Here is a 26,080-nt window from a genome sequence, read left to right on the forward strand (position 1 = left end):
AGCAGGGCTGCGAGTTCGTCCAGAGAAGGCGTGTGAGGCGGAGCGAGGACGAGGCGTGCACCGTGAAGCAGGGCGCCCCAGAGCTCCAGGGTGGAAGCATCGAAGGCGACGGGGGCGAGCTGGAGGAAGACTTCGTCAGGGCCGAAGTGGATGAAGGGATTGGCGAGGACGAGCCTGACGACGGCGCGGTGGGGGATGCAGACGCCCTTGGGCCTTCCGGTGCTGCCGGAGGTGAACATGACGTAGGCGAGGTCATCACCGCCCACATCCACGGAAGGAGGCGCGTCATGGGGCAACGCGGCGATGAGGTCTGCGTCCGTGTCCACACACACCATCAGCCCGCCCGAGCTGGGCAGCTCATCTGCGAGCGACTCCTGCGTGACGAACACGCTGACGCCGGCCTCCTGAAGCAGCAAGGAGATGCGTTCAGCGGGGTAGTGGTGGTCGATGGGCACGTAGGCGCCGCCGGCTTTGAGGATGGCAAGGAGGCCCACCACCATGTCCGGCGAACGTTCCAGACAGAGGCCCACGCGGGTGCCGCGGGAAACGCCATACGCGCGCAGGTGGTGCGCGAGCTGATTGGAGCGGCGGTCCAGCTCCGCGTAGGTGACGACGCTCTCACCGCTGATAAGCGCCATAGCATCTGGCGTGCGAGCCGCCTGCTCGGAGAAGAGAACGTGAATCGGCGTATCGCGCGGGAACCCGGCGGCCGTCGCGTTCCAGTCGACCAGGAGTTGCTGACGCTCCTCGGTGCGCAAGAGGGGCAACTCCGCCAGACGCTGGTTCTCATCCTCGACGATGGATTCCAGCAGCGTGCGGAAGTGCCCCATCATGCGCTCGGCGGTGGAGGCATCGAAGAGGTCGGTGTTGTAGTTCAGCGCGCCGGAGAGCCCTTCCGGGGTCTCTTCCAGCAAGAGACTCAAGTCGAATTTGACGGTCTCCAGCTCCGTCTCCAGCACACGCAACGAGAGCCCCTGCAACTCCAGTCGCACGGGCGGCGTGTTCTGCAGGGTGAAGGTGACCTGGAAGAGCGGCGAGCGGCTCGGGTCTCTCGCGGGTTGCAGCACCTCGACCAGCTTTTCGAACGGCACGTCCTGGTGTTCGGACGCGCCCAGCGCTGCCGCCTTGGCCTGGGCCAACAGCTCGCGGAAGGTGAGCTCCGGCGACATGCGGGCCCGGAAGACCAGCGTGTTGACGAAGAAGCCAATAAGCCCTTCCAGCTCCGGCCGGGTGCGGCCCGCGATGGGCGAACCGACGCAGAGGTCCTGCTGACCAGAGTAGCGAGAGAGCAGCAACTGCCAGGTCGCCAGCAGGACCATGAAGGGCGTCGCCTCCTGACGGCGCGCCAGTGCAGTCACAGCATCGGAGAGCTTCGCGGGTATCTTCACCGGGAGGAGCGCTCCCCGGTACGTCTGCACCGCTGGGCGCGGCCTGTCGGTAGACAGCTCCAGGGCCGCGGGAGCTCCAGCGAGCTGTTCACGCCAGTAGTTCAGCCGTGATTCCAGCACCGGCCCCTGCATCCATTCTCGCTGCCAGAGGGCGTAGTCGGCGTACTGCACCGAAAGCGGGGGCAGCTGTGCGACGCGGCCTTGGACGGCGGCTTCGTAGCCCTCCGCCACCTCCCGTACCAGTACGCCCACGGACCAGCCGTCGGACACGATGTGGTGCATCGTGACGAGCAGGACGTGCCTGTCCAAAGCCAGCCGGAGCAAGCGCGCCCGGAAGAGCGGGCCACGCACCAGGTTGAACGGGAGATGGGCCTCTTCGTTCGCGAGCTGACGAGCCCGGACATCACGCTCACCTTCGGGCAAGGTGGAGATGTCCGTGATGGGCAACTTCAGCGTCTTGATCGGATGGACGACCTGAACAGGCAGGTCCCCCTCGTTCCGGAAGGTCGTGCGCAGCGCCTCGTGTCGCTGCACCACTCGCAACAGGGACTGCTCCATCGCGCGAACGTCGAGCGCTCCGTCGATGGCCACCGCCGCGGGGTTGTTGTACGTCGCGGTGTCGGGTGTCAGTTGCTCCATCACCCACAGTCGCTGCTGGACGAAGGACTGGGGCAGTGGCTGATCGCGTGGCGCGCTACGGATGGGAGGCAGGGCACTCGCGGTGCCGCGAGCCCGCTCGGAGTCCAGACGCGCGGCAAGCGCCGCCACCGTGCTCTGCTCGAAGAGGGCCCGCAGCGGCAGGTCGACGCCGAAGTCCTGTCGCAGCCGAGTCACCAACTGGGTGGCCAGGAGCGAGTGGCCCCCGAGTGCGAAGAAGTCATCCTCGGCGTTGACCGTCTCGACACGCAGTAGCGAGGCCCAGTGGGCGGCGACACGACGCTCCGTTTCTGTGCTGAGCGGGCGCGTGGCGGCGTGCCGAGGAGCTTCCGGTGCCGGCAGTGCCCTGCGGTCCAACTTGCCATTGGGGGTGAGTGGCAGGGCCTCCAAGGTGACGAAGGCCGAAGGCACCATGTGCTCGGGCAGCCGCTCCTTGAGGAACGGGCGGAACGTACCGGAGTCCACGACAGTGGTGGTCTCCGCCTCCGCAACCACGTAAGCCACCAGGCGTTGCAGCCCTGGCGTGTCTTCGCGGACCAGGACCACGGTGTCGCGCACGGCGGGGTGTTGGCGTAGCGCGGACTCAATCTCTCCCAGTTCGATGCGGAAGCCGCGCAGCTTCACCTGGAAGTCGATGCGGCCCAGGAACTCGAGTTCGCCCTGGGGCAACCAGCGAGCCCGGTCTCCCGTCCGATAGAGGCGGGCGCCGGGGGCCGCGCTGAAGGGATTGGGGATGAACCGGTCGGCTGTGAGCTCAGGGCGATTCAGGTAGCCACGCGCCAGGCCCGCTCCACCAATGTAGAGCTCGCCTGGCACACCTACCGATACAGGCTGCAGGTAGGCGTCCAGCACGTAGGTCTGAGCGTTCGCCAACGGACCGCCCAGCGAAGGAGGCAGGGACGCTCCGCGCACGGGACGCAGCGTGGAGTCCACGGTGCACTCCGTAGGGCCGTAGACGTTGAAGCACTCGATGTGGGGATGGGCGGAGAGCCGGGCCCAGAGCGCCTCGTCCAGTGCCTCGCCCCCAGCCAACACGCGCAAGGGGCGGTGTGCGGCAAGGCACTCGTCCAGCAGCAGCCGCAGCTGTGAGGGAGCGCAGTCCAGCACGTCCACGTCATGCTGCTCCAGCCACGTCAGCATGTCGCGCGCATCCTCGCGAGCGGTCTGCGGCACCACGCACAGCGCATGTCCATCCGCGAGCTGCACCAGTTGCTGCACGGAGGCGTCGAAGGACAGTGACGCGTTGAGACTGACCCGTAGGGGCTTCTCCATGCCTGCGTAAGCGGTGGCCGCCAGCGCCGCGCGCAGGTTCATCACCGAGGCGTGCTGCACCATGACGCCCTTGGGCATGCCGGTGCTACCCGACGTATAGATGACGTAGGCGAGGTGCTGGGGCCCGCTGAGTCTCGGAGGATTGGACGCGTCCCGTGAACCGCTCACGAGCCCTGCGTCATCCACGCTGAGGACCTCCACCTCGTGCCCGGCGAGCTTGTCCGCGACCCGCTGCTGCGTGAGCACGCAGCCGACATTCGAGTCACTCACCATGTAGGCCAGACGCTGGGCGGGATATGCCGGATCCATGGGGACGTAGGCGCCGCCTGCCTTGAGGATGGCGAGGACGCCGACGACCATGTCGACCGAGCGCTCCATGCACAGGCCCACGCGGACCTCGGGCCCAACGCCTCGGGTATGCAGGGCCCAGGCGAGCTGGTTGGCCCGACGGTTGAGTTCGGCGTAGGTGAGCGAGTGCTCATCGTCCAGCACGGCGAGCGCATCGGGAGAAAGGGCCGCGCGGTCCTCGAACCGCTCGTGCAAGCATCCTTCCCAGGCGACCTCTCGGCGCGTGGCATTCCACGCCTCCAGCAGTGTGTCGCGGTCGGCCGGTGGGAGCAGCGCTGCCTGCTCATAACGGCCACCTGGTCCCGCGGCCACGGCTTCCAGTGCGCGCAGGTAGTACTGCCCCAACTCCCGCGTCCGCTCCGCTTCGTGCCGAGTGCCTGTGGTGGCGATGGAGACCGATAGCGACGAGGTGTCGGGATCCTGGGTGAAGGTGACGCCGAGCGGGAGTTCCATCCAGGCGGCGCCCAGCATCTCGTCAACGAAGCGCAGCCCCTTTTGCTGAGACAGCCCTCCCGCGACGTAAAAGTGGATGAAGTTGAAGAGCGTGTCGAACAGGGGCTGGCCGCCGCGTTTCTGCTGGAGCCGCGCCATGGGGTAGCGGCGATGCGGCATCAACTCCTGCTCATGCCTCGCGACCTGTTGAATGAGCTCCAGCCATGTGCCTCCAGGCAGCGTCACCGGGAAAGGCACGCTGTTGAGGAACAGGCCAATCATCCGCTCGCCATCGACGACTTCGGGGCGGCCGTTGGTGACGATGCCGGTGACGACGGATGTGCTGCCTTCGACGAAGCCCCGGACGCGCAGATGCACGGCCAGTAGCACCGTCTTGAGGGACACGCCCGCTTCGTGCGCCACGCGTAGCAAGGCCTGCTGAAGCGGACCAGGGATGCGCACGTCGTGGGTGTGCAGGACGCGCTCGTCGTCCCGGGACCGGAGCGGGCGCGGACTTGCTGCGTCCACTCCATCCATGCGCCGCAGCCAAAACTGCTCGCTCTCGTGGGAGTTCTGGGCTTCGCGCTCCAAGGCCACGAACTGCCGGTAAGTGGCGGCGGGGGACGGCGCGGCGGGGGCGTCCGTGCCCTCCAGCAATTCGAGGTAGCGGCCGAAGAGTTCCGAGAGAAGGGTCGCGGCGCTCCAGCCATCGAGGATGGCGTGGTGGAAGACGATGGTCAGCTGGACGGTGGTTTCCGACCGGCGATGCACGCAGAGCCGCATCAGCGGCGCCCGGTTCCAGGTGAACGGTTGGACGCGCTCCTTCTCCGCCCACGCCTGCAAGTAGGCCGTTTGCTGGGCGGCCTCCAGGTGCTGGAGGTCTTCGAACTTCAGCGGCGGTTCCACTTCACGGTGGACGAACTGGAGGGGCTCTTCATGGCCGTCCAGGTGAAACGACGTGCGCAGGATGGCGTGACGCGCGAACAGCTCCCGGAAGGCTTGTTGGAGCAGCGGTTCGTTCAGCGCCATCTCCACATGGAAGCTGAACATGTCGTGGTAGATGCCGGCCGAGGCATCCAGCGCGCTCTCGAACAACATGCCCGACTGGAGCGCGGCCAGCGGGTAGGCGTCTTCTACGTCCTCGGGCAGCCGCTGACGGTCTGTCTCGGACACGAGGCTGAAGGGCGCGACCTGGCTCGCGGGGGCCACGCTCGTGGCTTTGATGACACCGGCGAGTTCGCGGATGGTCGGGTGTTGGAGCAGCTCCAGTGTGGGCAGTTCCAGGCCTTGTTCCCGCAGCTTCGCGATGACCTGGATGCTGCGGATGGAGTCTCCACCCAGCTCGAAGAAGCTGTCGTCGATGCCGACCTGACGGAGGCCCAGGACCTCGGCCCAGATATCGGCAAGGGTCTTCTCGGAGGCGTTCCGCGGTGCTTCGAACAACGTTCCTGTCCGATTCAGGTCCGCGTACGGGGCGGGCAGCGCCTTGCGGTCCACCTTGCCGTTGGGGGACAGCGGCAGGACCTCCAGCGGCATGAACACCGCGGGCAGCATGTATTCGGGCAGCTGCGCCTTGAGGAATGCTCGGATGCTGCCCACGGCATTCGCGGTCTGTTCTTCCGACCGCGTTGCGGCGTTGGGCACGAAGTAGGCCACGAGGCGCTTGTCGCCAGGAGCGTCCTCACGAGCGAGGACGACGGCCTCCTGGACGCCCGGGGCCAGCTGGAGGACGGCTTCGATTTCGCCCAGTTCGATGCGGAAGCCGCGCACCTTCACCTGGAAGTCGGAGCGGCCGAGGAACTCCAGGGAGCCGTCGGCCCTCCAGCGGACGCGGTCGCCGGTGCGGTAGAGGCGAGCACCTGGGGCGGAGGAGAAGGGGTGAGGGAGGAACTTCTCGGCCGTCAACTCCGGGCGGTGGAGGTAACCCCAGGCGAGGCCGTCACCACCGACGAAGAGTTCGCTAGGGACGCCGACAGGGACAGGCTCCATGCGCGAGTCGAGGACGTAGGCGGAGGAGTGGCCCAGGGGCCTGCCAATGGGGACAGAGGTGCCGAAGGCCTCACCCGCGCGAAGGGAGTGTGTGGCGGAGAAGGTGGTGTTCTCAGTGGGGCCGTATCCGTTGACGAGGACTGCGCCGAGGGCAATGCGCTCCAGGTGCTGACGGACGCGAAGCGGCGGCAACACGTCACCTCCGGCGAGCACCTGCCGGACACCGGCCAAGGCGCTGCCCTGGTGAAGCACCATCTGCTCGAAGAGGGCAGCGGTGAGCCAGAGGGTGGAGACGCGGTGGTGAGTCAGCAGGGCTGCGAGTTCGTCCAGAGAAGGCGTGTGAGGCGGAGCGAGGACGAGGCGTGCACCGTGAAGCAGGGCGCCCCAGAGCTCCAGGGTGGAGGCGTCGAAGGCGACGGGAGCGAGCTGGAGGAAGACTTCGTCGGGGCCGAAGTGGATGAAGGGGTTTTCGAGAACGAGCCTGACGACGGCGCGGTGGGGAATGCAGACGCCCTTGGGCCTTCCGGTGCTGCCGGAGGTGAACATGACGTAGGCGAGGTCATCACCGCTCACGGCCACGGAAGGAGGCGCGTCATGCGGCAAGGCGGCGATGAGGCCCGCATCTGTGTCCACACACACGTGCTTGCTGTTGGATGCAGGGAGTCCTTCCGCCAGTGGCTTCGTCGTGACGAGCACGCCGATGCCGGCCTCCTGAAACAGCAAGGAAATGCGCTCAGCGGGGTAGTGGTGGTCGATGGGCACGTAGGCGCCGCCGGCCTTGAGAATGGCGAGCAGGCCCACCACCATGTCCGGAGAGCGCTCCAGGCACAGTCCCACGCGGGTGCCTCGGGAAACGCCGTACGTGCGCAGATGGTGCGCGAGTTGGTTCGCACAGCGCTCCAGCTCCGCATAAGTGACGATGGTCTCCCCACTGACGAGCGCCACTGCGTCTGGCGTGCGAGCCGCCTGCTCGGAGAAGAGCGAGTGAATCGGCGTCTCGCGTGGAAACGCCGTGGACTCCGCGTTCCAGTCGACCAGGAGCTGTTGACGCTCCTCGATGCGCAGCAGGGGCAGCTCGGAGAGTCGCTGGTCGGCGTTCTCCACCACGCTCTCCAGCAGGCGCACGTAGTGGCGCTCCATCCGTTCGACGGTCTTCGCGTCGAACAGGTCCGCGCAATACTCGATGCGGCCGATGAACCGGTCCGGCCGGTCCTCGCGCAGCTCCATCAGCAGGTCGAACTGGGACGCGCCCAGATCCAACTCCACGTAGCGCGCGAGCAGGCCCGGAATCCGCAGGGCGGGCTGAGGCACGTTCTGGAGGACGAAGACGGCCTCGAAGAACGGATTGCGGCTGGGGTCGCGGGGCGGTTGCAGCTCCTCCACCAGCTTGTCGAAGGGTACGTCCTGGTGTGAGTAGGCATCCAGACAGACCTGCCGCACCCGGTGCAGGAACGAGCGGAACGTCGGGTCCCCTGACGCATCCGCACGCATCACCAGCATGTTGACGAAGAAGCCGATGAGCGGTTCGAGCTCGGGCGCCCGGCGATTGGCGACAGGCGAGCCCACCGCGAAGTCCTGCTGGCCGCTGTAGCGGTGCAGCAGCGTCTGGTAGGCCGCCATCAGCACCATGAAGAGCGTGGCGCCTTCCTTCTGCGCCAACTGCTTGAGCTTCCGTGCCAGCTCTGGCTCGAGCCGGAAGTGGTGCCACCCGCCGCGATATGTCTTCAGCGCCGGTCGGGGATGGTCCGACGGCACGACCAGCGCGGGAGGCTGCGGCGTGAGCTGCCGTCGCCAATAGTCGAGCTGACCGGCCAGCTCCCGCGTTTCGAGCTGATCGCGCTGCCACCGCGCGTAGTCTGGATATTGGAGTTCCAACTCCGGCAGGGGCGAAGGCAGGCCCTCCTCGAAGGCCTTGTAGAGCGCCATCAACTCCTGGAGGAACACGCCCAGGGACCACTGGTCCGTTACGGAGTGGTGCAGGGTCAACAGCACCAGTGCGTGCTGCGCATCGAGCCGCAGGATGCCGACGCGCAGCAGCGGCCCGGCGGAGAGGTCGAACTCGAAGTTCGCCTCCGCGATGATGCGGCGGCGTACCTCATCTCCCTGTGCCTCCAGGGACAGCGCGGACAGGTCCTCTTCCGGGAGGGTGAGCTCCAGCGAGGGGGCGACCACCTGCACCGGATCTCCGCCGTGGCTCCTCAGCGTCGTGCGCAGGGATTCGTGACGGCGCACCACCTCGTTCACACAACGGGTGAGCAGGGCCCGGTCTAGCCGCCCGAAGAACTCCACGCTCACGTGGACGTTGTAGGCAGCCATGCTGCTGGGATCCAGCTCATGCAGGACCCACAGGCGCTGCTGAGGGAAGGATGCCGGAGCGGGCTCGTTGCTTTCGCGCCGCACCAGGACGGGCGCCGCCGCGTGAGGCTGCGCCGACTGCTGCTCCTGGAGGAGCAGGTCGAGAAGGGCGCGCTGCGAGGGAGAAAGCTGCTCGAGGGCCCGAGAGATGTCAGTCATCGAAGTCGATATCCAGAAAGTGGGGGATCGGGTGCTCCAGCGGGGGCTGGAGCTTCCGTTCACGCGGCCTTCACGCCGCGGCGTCGAAGCTCTTCGGCGAGCTCCTGCTCGGAGACGCGGGTGACCCGGTCGAGCAGCTCGCGATAGAGGGACTCTTGTTGCCGCGCCTGGAGGTCGGCGATTGCCTTCGCCAGACCCGCCACAGTGGGCGACGTGAAGAGCAGTGCCAGACTCACGTCCAGCTGCAACCGTGAGCGCAACCGCCCGACGACCTGCGTGGCGAGCAGCGAGTGCCCGCCCAGCTCGAAGAAGTGGTCGTGCCGCGCCACCTGTTCGACGCCCAGGATTTCCTGCCACAGGCCCGCGATGAAACGCTCCAGCTCATTGGCGGGAAGCTCTTCAGCTCCGGTGCGGACCTTGCGAGCGACCTTGGGCAGAGCGACCGTCCGCTGGAGCCACGCCGTCAGACGGCGTGACACGTCACCCGTGGCCACCACCACCGGGCCATCCAGGCCGCCCGTGACGACTCGCTGGAAGGCCTCGGTGGCTTCGTCCTCGGTCATGGCATAGGGCTCGAGGTCAGGAGCGCGCGCATCGCTGGCGCCGGCCGCCCGCGGCCACGGGTCCCAGGCCACGCTCATCCAAGGCGTTCCTGGGCCCCGGCTGCGATGGGCCGCGAACGCATCCACGAAGAGGTTGGCCGCCGTCGAAGGCGTGTCGCCGAACGGAGACAGCACGGCCGCCGACGCGGAGAACAGCATCACGAAGTCCAGCGCCCGGCCGCGCAGGACGTCCTCCAGCACGTACGTGCCGCGCACCTTGGCGCGGAAACGGGCCTCCGCGTCCGGGTTCGTCGCGGAGGGCGAGGTCCGTTCGGGCGGAGCCAGGGGAAGGTCCGCGCAGTGCAGCACCCCGTGGAGCGCGCCGAAGCGCTGGTCCACCTCGGCCAGGACTTCCTGCATCCAGTGCGGCTTGGAGACGTCGGCGCTCAGGACGAGCACCTCTGCTCCGTGTGACTCCAATTCACGCACGCGCTGGATGAGCAGGCTGGCGTCGTCGTCCTCACCCTGGGTGGAAACCCAATCGTCCCAGAGCCGCCGGGGCGGCAGCGGCGTGCGGCCCACCAGCGCCAGCCGTGCCTGCTTCGTGCGCGCCAGATGGCTGGCCAGCAGCAGGCCCACGCGGCCCAGGCCGCCGGTGATGAGGTACACGCCGCGCTCACGCAGAGGCCGCGCGGGGGCGGCTGTCTCCGTCAGCCGAACGGGAGACAGCTCCTGGACCCAGCGGCGTGAACCGCGCAAGGCCACCCGGACGTCTCGGGCCTCCGTGGCGAGCTCGGCGACGAGCTGTTCGGCCAGCGCCGCAACGCCTTCGGAGCCAGGGAGGATCACATCGACGCCGCGCGCGGTGATGTGCACGTGTTGCTGCGACAGCACCTGGCAGGGGCCCAACAGGGGCGCCTTCTCCGGCAGCGCCTCCGCTCGGCCGTCCGGGTCGAACAGGTGGTTGGAGATGACCTCCACCCGGAGGGGGCGCGCATCCTTCAAGCCAGCAAGGGCTTGCCCCAGGTTCACCACGCTGTAGTAGCCCACCGCTTGCGCGGCCTGGAACCGCGTCAGCGCGGAGTCGCGCTCGTCCTGAGGCGTCAGGCTCCACAGGTGGACGAACACTTCAGGCCGGGGTGTCAGATCCTCCAGCGCGCTCAGCAGCGCGACGTAGTCTCCAGGTGCGCTCGGTGCCACGGTGAAGCGCCGGTCACTGTCACGGGAGAACACGGCGCCCGCGTGCACGGTGACGACATGCTGCCCCGCCTCTTCCAACCGGGAGACGAGCTGCGAGGCCAACGGGCCTCCGTCGGTAAACACCACCCAGCACCGGGGCTGGGCGAGCGCGGAGGGCGCCAGCGTGGCAGGGGGCGTGCGCCGCCACGAGGGCAGGTGAAACCAGTCCGCGATGTCGGTCAGCTTGCTGGCGCCCGCCGCCTGCGAGGCCAGCAGCGCGGCGGACCGGTCCAGTGGAGCAACCCAATATCGCTGCCCTTCGAAGGGGTACGTGGGAAGGGGGATGCGCCGAACGGTCTCCGTCCCGTGCACACCGCTCCAGTCCACCTCCACTCCCGCGAGCCACAGCCGTCCCAGCGCATTCAAGAAGACGGCCTCGTCCGGCTGGTCATCCTTGGGATGGCGCGCGGAGGGGACGATGGTGCGCGCGCCGGCGGGCTCGCCTTGGAGCCTTGCCACAGCGGTCAGCGACTGCGCGGGCCCCACCTCCAGCAGGACGCGCGTCGAGTCCTCCAGCAGCACCTGCATGCTGTCCCGGAAGCGTACCGAGTGGCGCAGGTGGTCCACCCAGTACCGAGGTTGAGTCACCTCGTTCCCCGTGACGAGCTGGCCGGTCCGGCTGGAGATGTAGGGCCGCTCGGGTGGACGGAGCGTCAGTCGGGACACGCGCTCGTGGAAGCGCGGCAGGATGCGCTCCAGCATGCGCGAGTGCGCCGCGGCCTCCACGTGCAGTTGGCGGTGCTCCACGCCTCGCGCCGTCAGCTCCGCCATCAATCGCTTCACCGCCGCCAGGGGGCCGGAGACCACGCACTGCGAGGGCGCATTCACCGCCGCGAGGTCCAGTTCCTGGCCCAGCAGCGGCACCACCTCCGCCTCGGGAAGGCTGATGCTCAGCATGGACCCGGCGGGCAGCTCATCCATGAGCTGGCCACGCAGCGCCACCAGGGCCGCCGCATCCTCCACCGACAGCACACCGGCGAGGCACGCCACCGCGTACTCGCCCAGGCTGTGGCCGAGCATCTGCTCCGGCTCCACGCCACATGACATCCACAGCCGCGCCAGGGCGTACTCCGTCAGGAAGATGGCGGGCAGCGCGAGCGCGTTGCGGGAAAGCCCCGGCACCTCTTGAAGGGGCTCCTGGTAGAGCACCGTGCGCAGGTCCACGCCCAGGTGCGGGCGCAGGACGCTGGCGACCTCGTCGGCAGCCTCACGGAAGACGGGCTCCGTGCGGTAGAGGCCCGCGCCCATGCCCAGGTGGTGGGTGCCTCCTCCCGGGAAGAGGAACGCCACGGGGCGGCCTCGAGCCTCTTGCTTCAGCGTCACCAGCCGCTCTGGCTCCTCGCCTCGCAACACGCGGATGGCGTGCTCCCGGTCCTTCACCACGGCGATGCGGCGGTGCTGGAAGGCCTGCCGGCCCACTTGCAGCGTGTAGGCCACGTCCTTCAGCGCCTGCTCCGGGTGTTGTTCCAGGTGGGCGGCCAGCGCCTCCGTCGCGGCATCCAGGGCGGTGCTCGTCTTCGCCGACAACGGCAGCACGTACCAGGGACGGGCGTCCGCGGTGGGGGCGACGGAGGGGGCCTCCTCCAGGATGACGTGCGCGTTGGTGCCACCAATGCCAAAGGCGCTGACGCCGGCTCGGCGAGGGGAGGGGCCCGGCGCCCAGTCCCTCAGGGTGGCGTTGACGAAGAAGGGACTGGTGGCGAAGTCAATCTGCGGGTTGGGCTTCTGGAAGTGCAGCGTGGGCGGCAGCTGCCGGTGCTTCAGCGCGAGGACCGTCTTGATGAGGCTGGCGATGCCAGACGCGGCATCCAGGTGGCCGATGTTGGGCTTCACCGAGCCGAGCGCGCAGAAGCCTGTGTCCTGCGTGCTCGTCCGGAAGGCGCGGGTGAGCGCGCGCACCTCGATGGGATCTCCCAGTTGGGTGCCCGTGCCATGGGCCTCCACATAGGTGATGCTCCGCGCGTTCACCTCCGCGGTCAGCAAGGCATTGCGGATGACGCGTGACTGGCCTTGGACGCTGGGGGCGTTGAAGCTGGCCTTCTGGGCGCCGTCGTTGTTGATGGCCGATCCACGGATGACGGCGTGGATGGTGTCTCCATCCTCCAGTGCGTCCTCCAGGCGCTTGAGCACCACCACGCCCGCGCCGTTACCGAAGAGGGTGCCCTGCGCCTGCGCATCAAAGGCGCGGCAGCGTCCGTCTGGCGATGCAACACCACCAAATTGATACAGGTACCCGGTGCGCTGAGGCGACTGGAGGGCTACACCGCCAGCGAGGGCCATGCGGCATTCGCCCGCGAGGAGCGCCTGGGCAGCCAGGTGCACCGCCACCAGCGAGGTGGAGCAGGCGGTGTGCAGCGAATAGGCCGGACCCTTCAGGTTGAGCCGGTGCGCCACCCGCGTGCTGAGGAAGGCCAGGTCGTTGCCGAGGCCCACCTCGAATGCGCCGAGCATCCCCAGCGCGGCCGGGTTGGAGAAGAGATTGAAGACGTACGTGTTGGTCCGGGCTCCCGCGTAGACGCCGATGTGCTCCCGATAGCGCTCGGGGTCGTAGCCCGCGTCTTCCAGGGCCGCCCAGGCACACTCCAGGAAGACACGCTGCTGCGGATCCATCACCTCGGCTTCCTTGGGGGTGATGCCGAAGAAGGCCGCGTCGAACAGGTCCGCGCCCTCGATGGGGGCCGCGGCGCGCACGTACTGCGGTGACTTGCGCAGCGCCGGGTCCTCCATGACGGAAGGCTCCAGCTCCGACTCCTGGAGGAAGGTGATGGACTCGACGCCATCCCGAAGGTTCCGCCAGTACGCCTCGGCGTTACGGGCCCCCGGAAAGCGGCACGCCAGCCCGATGATTGCAATCTCCAGCCCGTTCCAGTGGGTGTCGCCAGCCATGAGTTCTTGAGTCCCCAAAATGTTTTCGGGAGTCGGAGGTCCCGCACGCTCGCGCGCAGCGGTTCCATTCCGGAGCACGCCGGGGCCCTGGCGCGCGAAACAGCAAGCAACGAAGCAGGCCCCCCAGCGAATCAAGTAAAGCAGCTTTCAAGCCTAAAGTCGCTACAGCATGAAAAACTTATAAGGCACGCCAAGTTACTTTTTCTAGGTAAATTGACTAGGCTGTTATCGCTGGATTACGACTGAGGTTGCCACGTCAGGCAATGTCATACTGGTACCAGGATGAGCTACCTGGACTGTAGTTGCCGTTCTCAGAGAGAGCGGGCGAGCACGCGGCAGGCAGGTGCATGTCGGGCATCCGGTGATTGGGATGCTGGCGTCCCCTGACGTGAGTCCGTCCAGTCCTTCAGTTCATCGAGGCGCCGCCGAGTCTCGTCCCAGGGGCGCTCGGAGCAGCAGCTCGAGCGGTTCGAGTTCCATCCGCCGCGCGCAAGGAAGCAGGGGTAGACAAACATGGGTCGTCACACCCGGTATGAGGGGGACGCGAGTCTCGCGGTAGCCATCGTCGGCATGGCCGCCCGCGTGCCCGGTGCCGAAGACGTGGAGGCCTTCTGGCGCCTGCTGCGTGAGGGCAGGGAGGCCATCACCTTCTTCACCAACGAAGCGATGAAGGCGTTGGGCGTGGAGCCCGGCTGGCTGGCCAATCCCAACTTCGTTCGGGCAGCCCCTGTCCTGGAGCGGCCGGGGCGCTTCGACGCGGCCTTGTTCGGATACGCCCCACGTGAGGCGGAGTTGCTGGACCCGCAGCACCGCATCTTCCTGGAGTGTGCCTGGTCGGCGCTGGAGCACGCGGGCTACGCCCCGGGCCGGTTGACGGTCTCTACCGGCGTCTTCGCGGGCTCCAGCTTGAGCACCTATCTGCTGTTCAATCTGCTCTCCCGGGCGGAGTTCCAGGAGGCCGAGGACACGTTCCCGGCCATGGTCGGGAACGACAAAGACTTCCTGGCCACGCGCGTGGCCTATCACTTCAATCTCAAGGGGCCTGCGCTCACCGTGCAGACGGGGTGCTCGACGTCGCTGGTGGCCACGCACCTCGCCTGTCAGTCGCTGCTGGGCTACCAGTGCGACGTGGCGCTGGCGGGCGGCGTGTCCGTGCACATGCCCCAGCGCACGGGCTACCACTCTCAGGACGGCGGCATCACCTCGCCGGACGGGCACTGCCGCGCGTTCGACGCCAAGGGGCAGGGCACGCTCTTCGGCAGCGGCGCGGGCGTGGTGGTGCTCAAGCGCCTGGAGGACGCGCTGAGTGATGGTGACACCATCCACGCCGTCATCCGTGGCTCGGCCATCAACAACGACGGCGCCGTGAAGGTGGGCTACACCGCCCCCGGGGTCGAGGGACAGTCGGAGGTCATTGCCCGCGCACAGGCCGTGGCGGAGGTGTCCCCGGACTCCATCTCCTACGTGGAGGCGCATGGCACCGCCACGCCGCTGGGAGATCCCGTGGAGGTGCAGGCCCTCACGGAGGCCTTCCGCGCGGGAACGGACAAGCGTGGCTTCTGCGGGCTGGGCTCGGTGAAGACCAATGTGGGCCACCTGGACGCGGCGGCGGGAGTCACCGGCCTGCTGAAGACGGTGCTCTCGCTGGAGCATGGCGAGCTGCCTCCCAGCCTTCACTACGAGAAGCCCAACCCACGCATCGACTTCGAGAGCAGCCCCTTCTACGTCAACGCCGCGCTCAAGCCGTGGCCGGAGGGGGACACGCCTCGGCGCGCGGGGGTGAGCTCGTTCGGGATTGGTGGCACCAACGCGCACATCATCCTGGAGGAGGCGCCTGTCACCCTCCCGGGGGATGCGGCGCGCCCTTGGCAGCTCCTGGTGCTGTCCGCGAAGACATCCTCGGCGCTGGAGTCCCAGACGGCCGCGCTGCTGGCGCACTTGCAGGCCCACCCGGAGCAGCCGCTCGCGGACGTGGCCTGGACGCTTCAGGTCGGGCGAAAGCCCATGGCGCTGCGCCGCGTGGTGGTGTGTGAGGACCGGGCGAGCGCCGTGGCGGCGCTGGAGTCCAAGGACCCGCAGCGCATGTTTACCCTGGCCCCGGGCAACAGCACGCCGTCGGCCGTCTTCATGTTCCCCGGCGGAGGCGCGCAGTACCCGGACATGGGCCGTGGCCTCTACGGCTCCGAGAAGGTGTTCCGCGAGGCCGTGGACCGCTGCTGTGAGCTCCTGCGGCCCCGGCTGGGCTTTGACTTGCGGCCCGTCATGTACCCGGACGCGGCGAATGCCGCGGATGCCGTGCAGCGCCTCAAGCGCACCTCGCTGGCGCTGCCTGCGCTCTTCACCGTGGAATACGCGCTGGCGCAGCTGTGGCAATCCTGGGGCGTGAAGCCCGAGGCGCTCATCGGCCACAGCCTGGGCGAGTACGCCGCGGCCTGCCTCGCGGGCATCTTCTCCTTGGAGGACGCACTGGCGCTGGTGGTGCTGCGCGGCAAGCTCTTCGAAGAACTGCCCGGTGGCGGCATGCTCAGCGTCCCGTTGCCCGAGGCGGAGCTTCGCCCGCTGCTGGGGGATTCGCTGTCCATTGCCGCGATGAACGGACCCGCGCAGTGCGCGGTCGCCGGGACGGTGGAGGCCGTCGAAGCGCTGGCCGCCGAGCTGACCCGGCGCGAGGTGGAGTTCCGTCACATCCCCATCGACGTGGCGGCGCACTCGCACCTGGTGGAGCCCATCCTCGCGCGCTTCGAGTCCTTCGTGGGGACCCTGACGCGCAATGCGCCCACGTTGCCCATTGTCTCCAACGTCACCGGTACGTGGATGACGCCCGAGGAAGCGGTGGACCCGGCTTACTGGACGCGGCATCTGCGGCAGACGGTGCGCTTTGGTGACGGCATCCGCACGCTGGCCGCGCAGCCTGGCCGCGTCTACCTGGAGGTCGGTCCAGGCCGCACGCTGGGGACACTGGCGCGCCTGCAGCTCAATGGGCCCAAGGCCCCCTCGGTACTCTCCTCGCTGCGTCACCCCCAGGACCCGGTGCTGGATGATGCGTTTCTCACCACCACCGTCGGCCGGCTCTGGGCGGCGGGCATGGAGGTGGACTGGAGCGCGGTACATGGCGGCGCTCGGCGTCTGCGTGTGCCGCTCCCGACCTATCCCTTCGAGGGCCAGGATTACTGGCTGGCGCCGGAGGTGTCCTCCTCGCGTCGCAGGGGCGTCGCGCGCAAGAGCGCGGACGTGGCCGGCTGGTTCTATCTGCCCTCGTGGCAGCGTGCGCCGTTGATGCCCAAGGCAGGGCCCGTGACGCCGCGCGGATGGGTCGTCTACCAGGATGCGGGGGGCCTGGGGTCGGCCCTGGCGGAGCGGTTGGAGCGTCTGGGCCACGGTGTCATTCGCGTGACGCCCGGCCCCGGTTTCCGTCAGGTGACGGAGCGCGAGTTCACCGTGGATGGGCGAGCGCGTGAGGACCACGCCCAGTTGCTGGCTGCGTTGAAGGCTCGGAACTTCAACGTGGAGCGCGTGGTGTACCTCTGGAGCCTCGATGTGTCCGGGGCGGACTTCGACGAGGCCCAGGCGCGCGGTTTCCTTGGCGTGCTGCGGATGGCGCAGGCCCTGTCCGGAGCGGAGTTGGCCGGGCCCGTGGAGTTGACGGTGGTGGGCCGCGAAGCGCTGGAGGTGGAGAGCGCCGATGCGGTGGCTCCTGAGCGCGCCACGCTGCCGGCGCTGTGCAAGGTGATTCCGCAGGAGTTGGACACCGTGGCGTGCCGCTACGTGGACGTCCGCACGCCCTCGGTGGATGCATTGGTGCGGGAGGTGACGTCGGATGCCCCGGAGCCGGTGGTGGCCTGGCGCGGCCCTCATCGGCAGGTGCAGGCGTACGAGCCACTGCGCATCGAAGCCGACACGCCGGCGTCCTGGCCCCTCAAGCAGCGCGGCGTCTACGTCATCACGGGCGGCCTGGGCGGCGTGGGCCTGCGGATGGCGGATTATCTGGCGCGCACCAGGCAGGCTCGGCTGGTCCTGGTGGGGCGCTCCGGCGTGGAGCAGGACGCGGATGGCCGCCGTCAACGTGCGGTGCGAGCGCTGGAGGCCGCGGGAGCGGAGGTGCTGGTGGCTCGCGCGGATGTGGCGGATGAGGCGCAGTTGCGCGCGGTCCTGGCGGAGGTGGATTCTCGCTTTGGCGCGCTGGATGGAGTCATCCACGCCGCGGGGCTCGCGGGCGACGGCGCGGTATCGTTGCTTGGAGCCATGGAGCCGACGACGTGCGCGCCGCACTTCCGGGCGAAGGTGCATGGCACCTATGCACTGGACCGGGCGCTGGCGGGCCGCCCGTTGGATTTCGTGCTGTTGGTGTCCTCCAACGCCACGGTGCTGGGCGGCCTGGGATTGGGGGCCTACGCGGCGGCCAATGCCTTCCTGGATGCATTCGCGGCGGCGCGCTCGCGGACCGGGGGCACACGGTGGCTGAGCACCAACTGGGATGGGTGGCCAGCGGATGCCGCCGAGGGGGCGAAGGCGGTCCAGACCAGCATCGACCAGTTCGCCATGACGCCTGACGAGGCCGCGGAGGCCTTCCGCCGGGTGGTGGAGGCGCCTCTGGAAGGACAGGTGTTGGTGTCCACGGGCAACCTGGACGCGCGCGTGGCTCAGTGGGTACGGCGCGAGGGCGCGGGCGCGGGCGCGAAGAAGGACGCGGGGGGCACGTTGCACTCACGTCCCGCGCTGGGCACTGAGTATGTGGCACCCACCGATGAGGTGGAGCGCGCGCTCGTGCGTGTGTGGCAGGAGCAGCTGGGACTGGAGCAGTTGGGCATTCACGACAACTTCTTCGACCTGGGAGGGAATTCACTCCTGTGGCTGAAGATCGTCGGGCGGATGAAGCGGGAGCTGGGGCGGGACGTGCCCCTCACCAGCGTCTTCGAGGCCCCCACCGTGGCCACCCTGGCGAAGAAGCTGGGACAGGGACCGGCCCCTGCGGAGACCACCGCCTTCGAGTCCAGCCAGAGCCGTGGGGCTCAGCGCAGAGAGCGGCGCAGCCGTCGCGAGTAGGGCGCGTGCCCGCGCTGAAGCCCCCTTCGACCTACGAGAACCTGGAGACGACACCTTGGACAGCAAGCTCCCGCAGGAGTTCGACGACGCCGATGTCGCCATCATCGGCATGGCCGGGCGCTTTCCCGGCGCTCGGGATGTGGACACGCTCTGGGCCAATCTCCGCGAGGGAGTGGAGTCCATCCGCTTCTTCTCCAAGGAGGAGGCCCGCGCGGCAGGTGTGCCGGACGAGCGGCTGGAGGACCCGTCCTTCGTGCGGGCCGCGGCCATCCTTCCGGAGCCGGAGTCGTTCGACGCGGCCTTCTTCGACATGCCGCCACGTGAGGCGGAAATCACGGACCCCCAGCACCGTGTCTTCCTGGAGGCGTGCTGGGAGGCGCTCGAGCACGCTGGCTACTCACCGCGTGACTACGTCGGCGCCATCTCCGTGTTCGGCGGCGCCACGCTCAACACGTACCTGTTGATGAACCTGGCGCGGAACCCACGCGTGCTGGAGTCCTTCGAGCCGGTGCAGGTGAACATCGGCAACGGGGGCGACTTCCTGGCCACCCGCGTCTCGTACAAGCTCAACCTGAGGGGTGCCAGCCACACCGTGCAGAGCGCGTGCTCCACCTCGCTGGTGGCGGTGCACCAGGCCTGCCAGAGCCTGCTCAATGGCGAGTGCGACATGGCGCTCGCGGGTGGTGCGTCCGTCAACGTGGGGTTCTTCAACGGGTACCGGCACGCGGAGGGCGGAATGGCCTCGCCGGATGGCCACTGCCGGCCCTTCGATGCGAAGGCGCAGGGCACGCTCTTTGGCAGCGGCGTGGGCGTGGTGCTGCTGAAGAAGCTGCGAGCCGCGGTGCGGGACGGTGACACCATCCACGCCGTCATCAAGGGCACGGCCACCAACAATGACGGTGCGCTGAAGGCGGGCTTCACCGCGCCCAGCGTGGATGGTCAGGCTCAGGTGGTGGCGGAGGCGCTCGCGGCGTCGGCCCTGGAGGCGGATGACATCAGCTACGTGGAGGCCCATGGCACCGCCACGCCGCTGGGCGACCCCATCGAGGTGCAGGCGCTCACCAAGGCCTTTCGTGCCACCACCCAGCGGCGGTGCTTCTGCGCGCTCGGCTCGGTGAAGGGCAACCTGGGCCACCTGGACGCGGCGGCGGGAGTCACCGGCCTGATGAAGACGGTGATGGCGCTGAAGTATGGCGAGCTGCCGCCCAGTCTTCACTACGAGCGGCCCAACCCAGCCATCGACTTCGACAGCAGCCCGTTCTACGTCAACGCCACGCTCAAGCCCTGGCCCGCGGGTAACTCGCCGCGACGCGCTGGCGTGAGCTCCTTCGGCGTGGGTGGCACCAACGCGCACGTGGTGCTGGAGGAGGCTCCCCGGTTGCCCGCGAGCGCACCCTCGCGACGTGCATGGCACCTGTTGCCGCTGTCGGCCCGGACGCCCCCGGCGTTGGAGTCGGTCACGACGCGACTGGTGGAATCATTGAAGAACCAAGGGGGTGTGAATCTGGCGGACGTGGCCTGGACGCTCCAGGCCGGACGCCAACGTTTCCTGCACCGTCGCTTCGTGTTGGCGCGCGGCACGGAGGATGCGGTTGACGCGCTGTCGCAGCCACAAAGCCCTCGCGTGTTCACGGAGGCGCAGGACGCGGTGGAGCGGTCCGTGGCGTTCCTCTTCCCGGGCCAGGGCTCGCAGCACGTGGACATGGGGCGAGCGCTTTACGAGGCAGAGTCCGTCTTCCGCGCCGAGGTGGACCGCTGCGCGGAGTTGCTGAAGCCCCACCTGGACGGACTGGACCTGAGGACGGTGCTGTACCCTCAGTCCGAGGCCGCCGAAGTCAGCGGGACGAAGCTGGCGCAGACGGCGCTCACGCAGCCCGCGCTCTTCACGCTGGAGTACGCAACCGCGCGCCTGTGGATGTCCTGGGGCGTGATGCCGCAGTCGATGCTGGGACACAGCATCGGCGAATACGTGGCGGCGTGCCTCGCGGGGGTCTTCTCGCTGGAGCATGCGCTGAGACTGGTGGCCGCGCGTGGCCGGCTCATGCAGGGACTTCCTTCCGGTGCGATGCTGGCGGTGCCCCTGTCCGAGGACGAGGTTCAGCCGTACCTGCGCGCAGGCGGAGCCGAGCTGAGTCTGGCGGCCGTCAATGGCCCCATGCAGTGCGTGCTGTCGGGGACGCACCCCGCTGTCGAAGCGGTGCGAAAGCAGCTCCAGGAGGCGGGGATTCAGTGCCAGCCGCTGGTGACGTCGCATGCCTTCCACTCGTCGATGATGGACTCCATCCTCGACGCGTTCGCCGCGCAGGTGGCCACGGTGCCGCTGGCGGCGCCCACGCTTCCATTCGTCTCCAACGTCACCGGTACCTGGGTGACGGCTGAGCAGGCGACGAGCCCTCGTTACTGGGCCGAGCACCTGCGCGGGACGGTGCGCTTCGCGGACGGCTTGCACGCGCTCCTCACCGACGCCAGGCGCGTCTTGCTGGAGGCAGGCCCGGGCCAGGTGCTGGGGAAGCTGGCGAAGCGTCACCCCGCCTTCACGGCCTCACACACGGTGCTGGCTTCCATGCCTCCGCCCAAGGACGACGGGGCCACCGCCGGCATGGCGCCGCTGGCCTATGAGACGCTCGGCCGGCTGTGGCAAGCGGGCGTCCGCGTGGACTGGAAGGGGTTCCATGGCGCGGAGGTTCGCTACCGGGTGCCGCTCCCCACCTATCCCTTCGAGCGCCAGCGCTTCTGGATCGAACCCGCCGCCGGCGAGACCGCGCCTCGGGTCACGATTGCATCCCAACCTGTGACGGCGGCGCAGGACGCCACGTCTCAGGTTTCGCAGGTGGAACCAGGGGGCGAAGCTGGCAGTGCTCGCCCGTATCAGTCGCGCCCGCAGCTTCGCAGCGCATATGTCATGCCGGGCACGCCACTCCAGCGGTCGCTGGTGGAGCTGTGGCAGGAGATGCTGGGCGTGGCGCCCATCGGCATCCAGGACAACTTCTTCGAACTCGGCGGCGACTCGCTCATCGCCGTGCAGCTCAGTGGCCGCATCAAGAAGCAGTTGGGCTTGGACCTGCCTGCATCGAGCCTCTACGAAGGCGTCACCGTGGAAGCCCTGGCGGCGCTGCTGAAGCCGGCGGAAGCGGAGGGGCAGGAGCGTCGTGAAGAGGCGCCAGCGGCGGATGCTTCGCTTCAGCGTCGCAAGCAGACCCTGGCGCGGCAGCGCAACCTTCGTCGCTTCGACGACGATGATGATGCGTGACCGCTCCACCACTTGCTGTGATGGACGGCTCGCATGAAGGGGCCGTCCTTCGTGGGCATCGTTTGGGGCGGGGGGCGATGCGGGGGTCCCCGCCTCGAAGTTTCAGGGTGTCTTGCGAATGCGAGCGTTCTGGGTGCCGCTAGCAGCCATGGCCATTGCCACGCGGGAGTAGGCAGACACGTAAGGCTGAAGCACCGTGCGTGACCAGCGCCCCGGAATCCACAGGTAGCTGTACAGCCCGTGCCTGCGCGCGCCACGGCGCCGCTTCGTCTCGTACCCGCTGGCGCCCAGCCAGAGTTTCTTGACGCCGAGCTCATAGGCCCGGCGCAGGGGCTCGTAGAATGCGAGGTTGAAGTACAGCGGCGTCTCGGATGCCCCGGCCTCGGCGCGGCCGACCCGGTAGAACCACATCTCATCGTTCTTGTGGAGCAACAGAGAGAATCCGATGGGGTCGCCGTTCTGGTAGGCGACCACGGCCTCGGCCTCGGGCGAGACGTGCTGGTCGAGCGCTGCCCAGAACGTGGATGGATGGCGGAGGTGCTCGCTGCCGTACTTGGAGTAGGTCACCTCGTAGAACCGCTCCAGTTGCTCCGCCATCTCGCCCATCCGGGAGACGCGCTCGAAGCGAACGCCCGCATCCCGAGCGTGAGCCATTTCCTTCTTGAGCACCCGCCGGACGTCGCTCTTGAACTGCCCCAGGTAGGCGTCGAAGTTGTCCCCCGGGACATCCATGACGTTGTCGTCGTAGATGAAGATTTCCTGGAACGTCGCCGAGGTGAGCGCCTCTCTCAGCGTCGTGTCATCCCGTTCCACGCCGTAGAAGTAGAGCGGCAGCCGCTCGCTGGTGGCGAGGTCCCGGAGCCCTTGGAGGATGAGCTCCCGAGCCTGCTTCGCGACGTCCACGGACTGCGCGGCACAGTGGATGCTGCTCCGCATGCTGAGCGGGCTGGTGACGAAGACGCCGCCATCGAAGCCTGCTCCCGTGCGCCAGGCCACGTTGCGGTAGAGGTCCGCCGCAGCGATGGCCACCCGGCTCCAGGCCGGCCCGTTGGCGAAGCCTTTCTTCCAACTGGTGAAGAGGAAATGCTCCAGCGAGTAGGGCGTGTAGATGGTCTTGCTGCGGGTGATGAAACATGGGCACAGCGCGACGGGAGTGCCCTGCTGATACGCAATGGCATATCGCAGGGACAGCTCCCCCCGGGCCATGGCGGACAGGTCGACCGCGTCCAGCATGCGGAACCAGCGTCGGCCGAAGAAGACGCTCGACTCGGAGGTGAGGGCATCCAGCTCCGCGTCGCTCAGGTGGCTGACGGAGTCGTGGAATTTCAGGGTAAGCGTCATGGCCGGGTGGCTTCGTCGGGCGCGGATTCGCTCAGCCGTTGAGGAGCTGGACGGCGGGGTGCCGCTTGGGGCTGGCGAGGTGCCGCGCGAGGTTGGGGCGCTGCTTCATGCGCTCGAAGAACCCGAACAGCCCAGGGTAGGTGCTCTCCAGAAGATCCTGGAGGCCGTTGTCCACGAGCAGCTCCAGGAAGCCGAAGACGCTGGTGTCCGCCACCGTCACGGAGGGGCCGACGAAGAAGCCGTCACCACTGCCGTTGCTCTTCAGCAGCCGCTCGAAGTGCCCGAGCCACTGCGGCAGTTCCTCGCCCAGGATGATGGGGAGCTGCTCGGAGAGCTGCTCCGGCGTGAGCGAGGTCAGGCTGCGCGCACGCGCCGTCACTTCCTCGACGCCGTCGATGATCATGTCGCAGGCGGCGGTCTCCCGCGCGTCCTTCCCATAGAGGCCGCGGGTGCGCGCGACGTGGCGCATGATGGCCAGGCTCTGCACCACGCGGAAGCCGTCCGGCTCCTCCCACAGCGGCACCTTGTCGAAGGCCAGCATGCCAGCCGCCTTGATGGCCTCGAAGGCCGGTGTCTTCACCTTGGCCTGCACGTCATACGTGCCCAGGTCGATGTCCTCGTACTCCGTTCCGGACTCGGCGAGCAGCAGGCGGATCTTCTCAGCGACGCCTCGACCCGTGAAATACGACAGGCGCGGCAATGATGATTGAGCGTTCATACAGGGTTCGTGGTTGGAAGGGAGAGGCTCTATACTAGAGTAAACGTATTATTCGGAAGGGGCAGACTTCCTTGACTGGTGTATCCGAGCCTCTGGATTCCACGAAGCCCGACGCACCCGCGCTCGTCTCCCTTGCTCCAGGAATGGCCCTGTGGCCTTGGGCCGCGCTGCGTGGCGCCGGCTTTCCCGCTCAGGATGCGCTCCGCCTCGCGGCTCCGACAGCGGCCTCCGCCGCCGATACATGGCTTGCGTCAGGACTTGAGACACCTGGTGACGCACTGCGCACCGCGTTCGACTCGGACCTGCTGGGTATCAGCGCGGCGCTGCGCTCGCTCGCGGGGGAGTCCCACCTGCGCGAGGCCCTCCTGTGGCAGAACCGCCATGCCTATAAGACGGGCGTGGAGCCGCTGGCGGCCCTTCCCGCCACCGCTCGGAACAGCAAGGCCCGGCAGCGTGAGCGGCTGGTGGCCTCCTACGTCCAGCGCTACAGCACCAAGAACGACACCATTGGCTTCTTTGGTCCCGTGGGTTGGGCTCGGCTCTCGCCGTCGAATGAAGGGCTGCGCTGGACGCCCGGACAGCGGCTCGTCTCCCGGCGCGCGGTCTATTTCGAGACGTGGTGCCTGGATGCGCTCAGCGCCGCCCTGGCGCGCGACGCGTCTCTGCGTCACTGGGCACCGCCCCGGCTGTTGCCTTACTTCCGGCTGGAGGGGCACGTGCTTCACGGCCCCATGCCGACGCCGGTGGAGCTGAGCCCGGAGCAGGCGCTGCTGCTGTCTCGGTGTGATGGCTCGGCCAGCGCCGCGAGCATCGCGCGGGAGCTCACGGCCGGTGATTCGCCTGCCTTTGCCTCGCAGGATGAAATCTTCACGGCGCTCGAACAGGCGGTGGGTTTCGGTGTCCTGGTCTGGGGCTGGGAGGTGCCGCTCGTCATCCGGCCCGAGGTGGTGCTGCGCGGTGCGTTGATGGCCATCGAGGATGCAGACGCGCGGGCCCGTGCGCTGGCGCCGCTGGAGCGTCTGGAGCGCGCGCGGGCCGGCGTCGAAGCCGCGGCGGGGACGCCCACGGCGCTGGATGCCGCGGTCGCGGAGCTGGAGGCTGTGTTTCAGGAGGTGACAGGGGCGCCGCCGACGCGCGCGGCGGGCCAGACGTATGCTTCGCGGACGCTCATCTACGAGGACTGTGCGCGGGACGGCGATTTGGTGCTGGGCGCTCCGGTGATTGGCCGGCTCGGAGCCGTGCTGGAGCTGGTGCTGACCGGAGCGCGGTGGCTGGTGGGCGAGGTGACACGGGGGACGCGCGCGGGCCTGGATGCACTCTTCGACCGGTTGTCCGAAGGCGGCGCACCCGTGTCGCTCACGGCGCTCCAGCTCGCCTTCGTCCAGGGACTCAAGGACCCGGCCTCTGAAGCGGAGCTGATGCCCGTGGCCAAGGCCGTCGCCGAGCATCGCCGACGCTGGCGTGAGCTCTTTGCCCTGGAGCCAGAGGTCCGCCGCCAGACGCGCACCGTCGATTCGCTCCGGCCCCGCGTGCTCGAGGCCTTCGGCGAGGTGGGCCCGGCGTGGCGAAGCCGCTGGCACGCCTCACCGGACGTGATGATTGACGCGGCCAGCGAGGAGGCCGTTCGCGCCGGGGACTACCAGTTGGTGCTGGGCGAACTGCATTTGTGCAACAGCATCTCCTCGCTCTTCGTGGAACAGCACCCCGCGCCCGAGGAGCTCTTCGCGCTCGCGGAGCGGTGTGCCTCCGGGGCCGACGTGGTGCCCGTGTTCCCGAAGTCCGAGTGGAGCCAGCGGACGCTGCCGTGTCTCTTCCCGCGAGACAGCCTCTACTACCTCTCCGGGCAGGAGCCGCCGCCCCAGCCGGGTGCTCGCGCGCTCCGCGTGGGGGACATGGTGGTGGAGCGGCGTGACGGCACGCTGGAGGTCCTCGACCGCGTGAGCGGGCGCCGCTTCGGCCTGATGGAGTTCATGGCCGTGTTCCTGGAACAGCGCTGCGCCAGCATCTTCGACCTGGCGCTGGCCGATGACTACTCGCCTCGGGTGACCGTGGATGGCGTGGTCGTCGCCCGTGAGCGCTGGAGCGCGCCTGCTTCCGAGCTGGGCTTCGCCGGACTCACGGACCCGATGGCGCAATGGCTGGAGGCCCGGCGTTGGCAGCAGGGACTGGGCATTCCGCGTTTCGCGTTCTTCAAGGTGGCAACGGAGCGCAAGCCGTGCTTCGTGGACTTCGACAGCCCCTTGCTGGTGGAGATGATGGCGAAGCTGGTGCGGCGCACGGCGGAGGCGTCGCCGGCTTCACGCGTCCAGTTCTCGGAGATGCTGCCGGACCCCGAGCACCTCTGGCTCACCGACGCGGCTCAGCGCCGCTACACGAGCGAGCTGCGGCTGGTCTGCGAGATGTCTTGAACAGCTCGCGGCCTTTCAACGGTTTCACCCCTGTTCATGAAGGAGCCGTACGC

General features: G+C 68.2%; 7 protein-coding genes. 3 read left to right on the plus strand and 4 right to left on the minus strand.

What is annotated here, in order from left to right; genetic code table 11:
- Together BLU09_RS22240 and BLU09_RS22245 are read right to left on the minus strand one after the other, a co-directional pair.
- Positions 1-8,600: non-ribosomal peptide synthetase (locus BLU09_RS22240; RefSeq protein WP_244171946.1), on the minus strand; the 8,600-nt coding region annotated here is incomplete at its 3' end.
- Between the two features lie 59 nt (positions 8,601-8,659).
- On the minus strand, positions 8,660-13,267 hold the full coding sequence (locus BLU09_RS22245; RefSeq protein ID WP_244171941.1) for a type I polyketide synthase: 4,608 nt from the start codon (positions 13,265-13,267) through the stop codon (positions 8,660-8,662).
- A 513-nt stretch (positions 13,268-13,780) separates the two neighbouring features.
- Between BLU09_RS22245 and BLU09_RS22250 the strand changes: the two genes are divergently transcribed.
- A complete protein-coding gene (locus tag BLU09_RS22250) occupies positions 13,781-18,310 on the plus strand; it encodes a type I polyketide synthase (protein ID WP_090491512.1) in 4,530 nt (1,509 codons plus the stop codon).
- Positions 18,311-18,365: 55 nt separating this feature from the next.
- On the plus strand, positions 18,366-21,560 hold the full coding sequence (locus tag BLU09_RS22255; protein ID WP_090491513.1) for a type I polyketide synthase: 3,195 nt from the start codon (positions 18,366-18,368) through the stop codon (positions 21,558-21,560).
- 102 nt (positions 21,561-21,662) lie between these two features.
- Here the strand turns inward: BLU09_RS22255 and BLU09_RS22260 are convergent, their stop codons facing one another.
- Both BLU09_RS22260 and BLU09_RS22265 read right to left on the minus strand, forming a co-directional pair.
- Positions 21,663-22,901, minus strand: coding sequence for a GNAT family N-acetyltransferase (locus tag BLU09_RS22260; protein WP_090491514.1), 1,239 nt, complete (start codon positions 22,899-22,901; stop codon positions 21,663-21,665).
- 31 nt (positions 22,902-22,932) lie between these two features.
- Positions 22,933-23,619 (minus strand): glutathione S-transferase, encoded by a 687-nt coding sequence (locus BLU09_RS22265; protein WP_090491515.1) that lies wholly within the window; start codon positions 23,617-23,619, stop codon positions 22,933-22,935.
- Between the two features lie 143 nt (positions 23,620-23,762).
- Between BLU09_RS22265 and BLU09_RS22270 the strand changes: the two genes are divergently transcribed.
- Positions 23,763-26,027 carry a lantibiotic dehydratase gene (locus tag BLU09_RS22270; RefSeq protein ID WP_090491516.1) on the plus strand — a complete coding sequence of 755 codons (2,265 nt, stop codon included), beginning with the start codon at positions 23,763-23,765 and terminating at the stop codon, positions 26,025-26,027.
- Positions 26,028-26,080 lie beyond the last annotated feature (53 nt).

The sequence above is a fragment of the Myxococcus virescens genome (genome assembly GCF_900101905.1).
GTDB lineage: Bacteria > Myxococcota > Myxococcia > Myxococcales > Myxococcaceae > Myxococcus > Myxococcus virescens.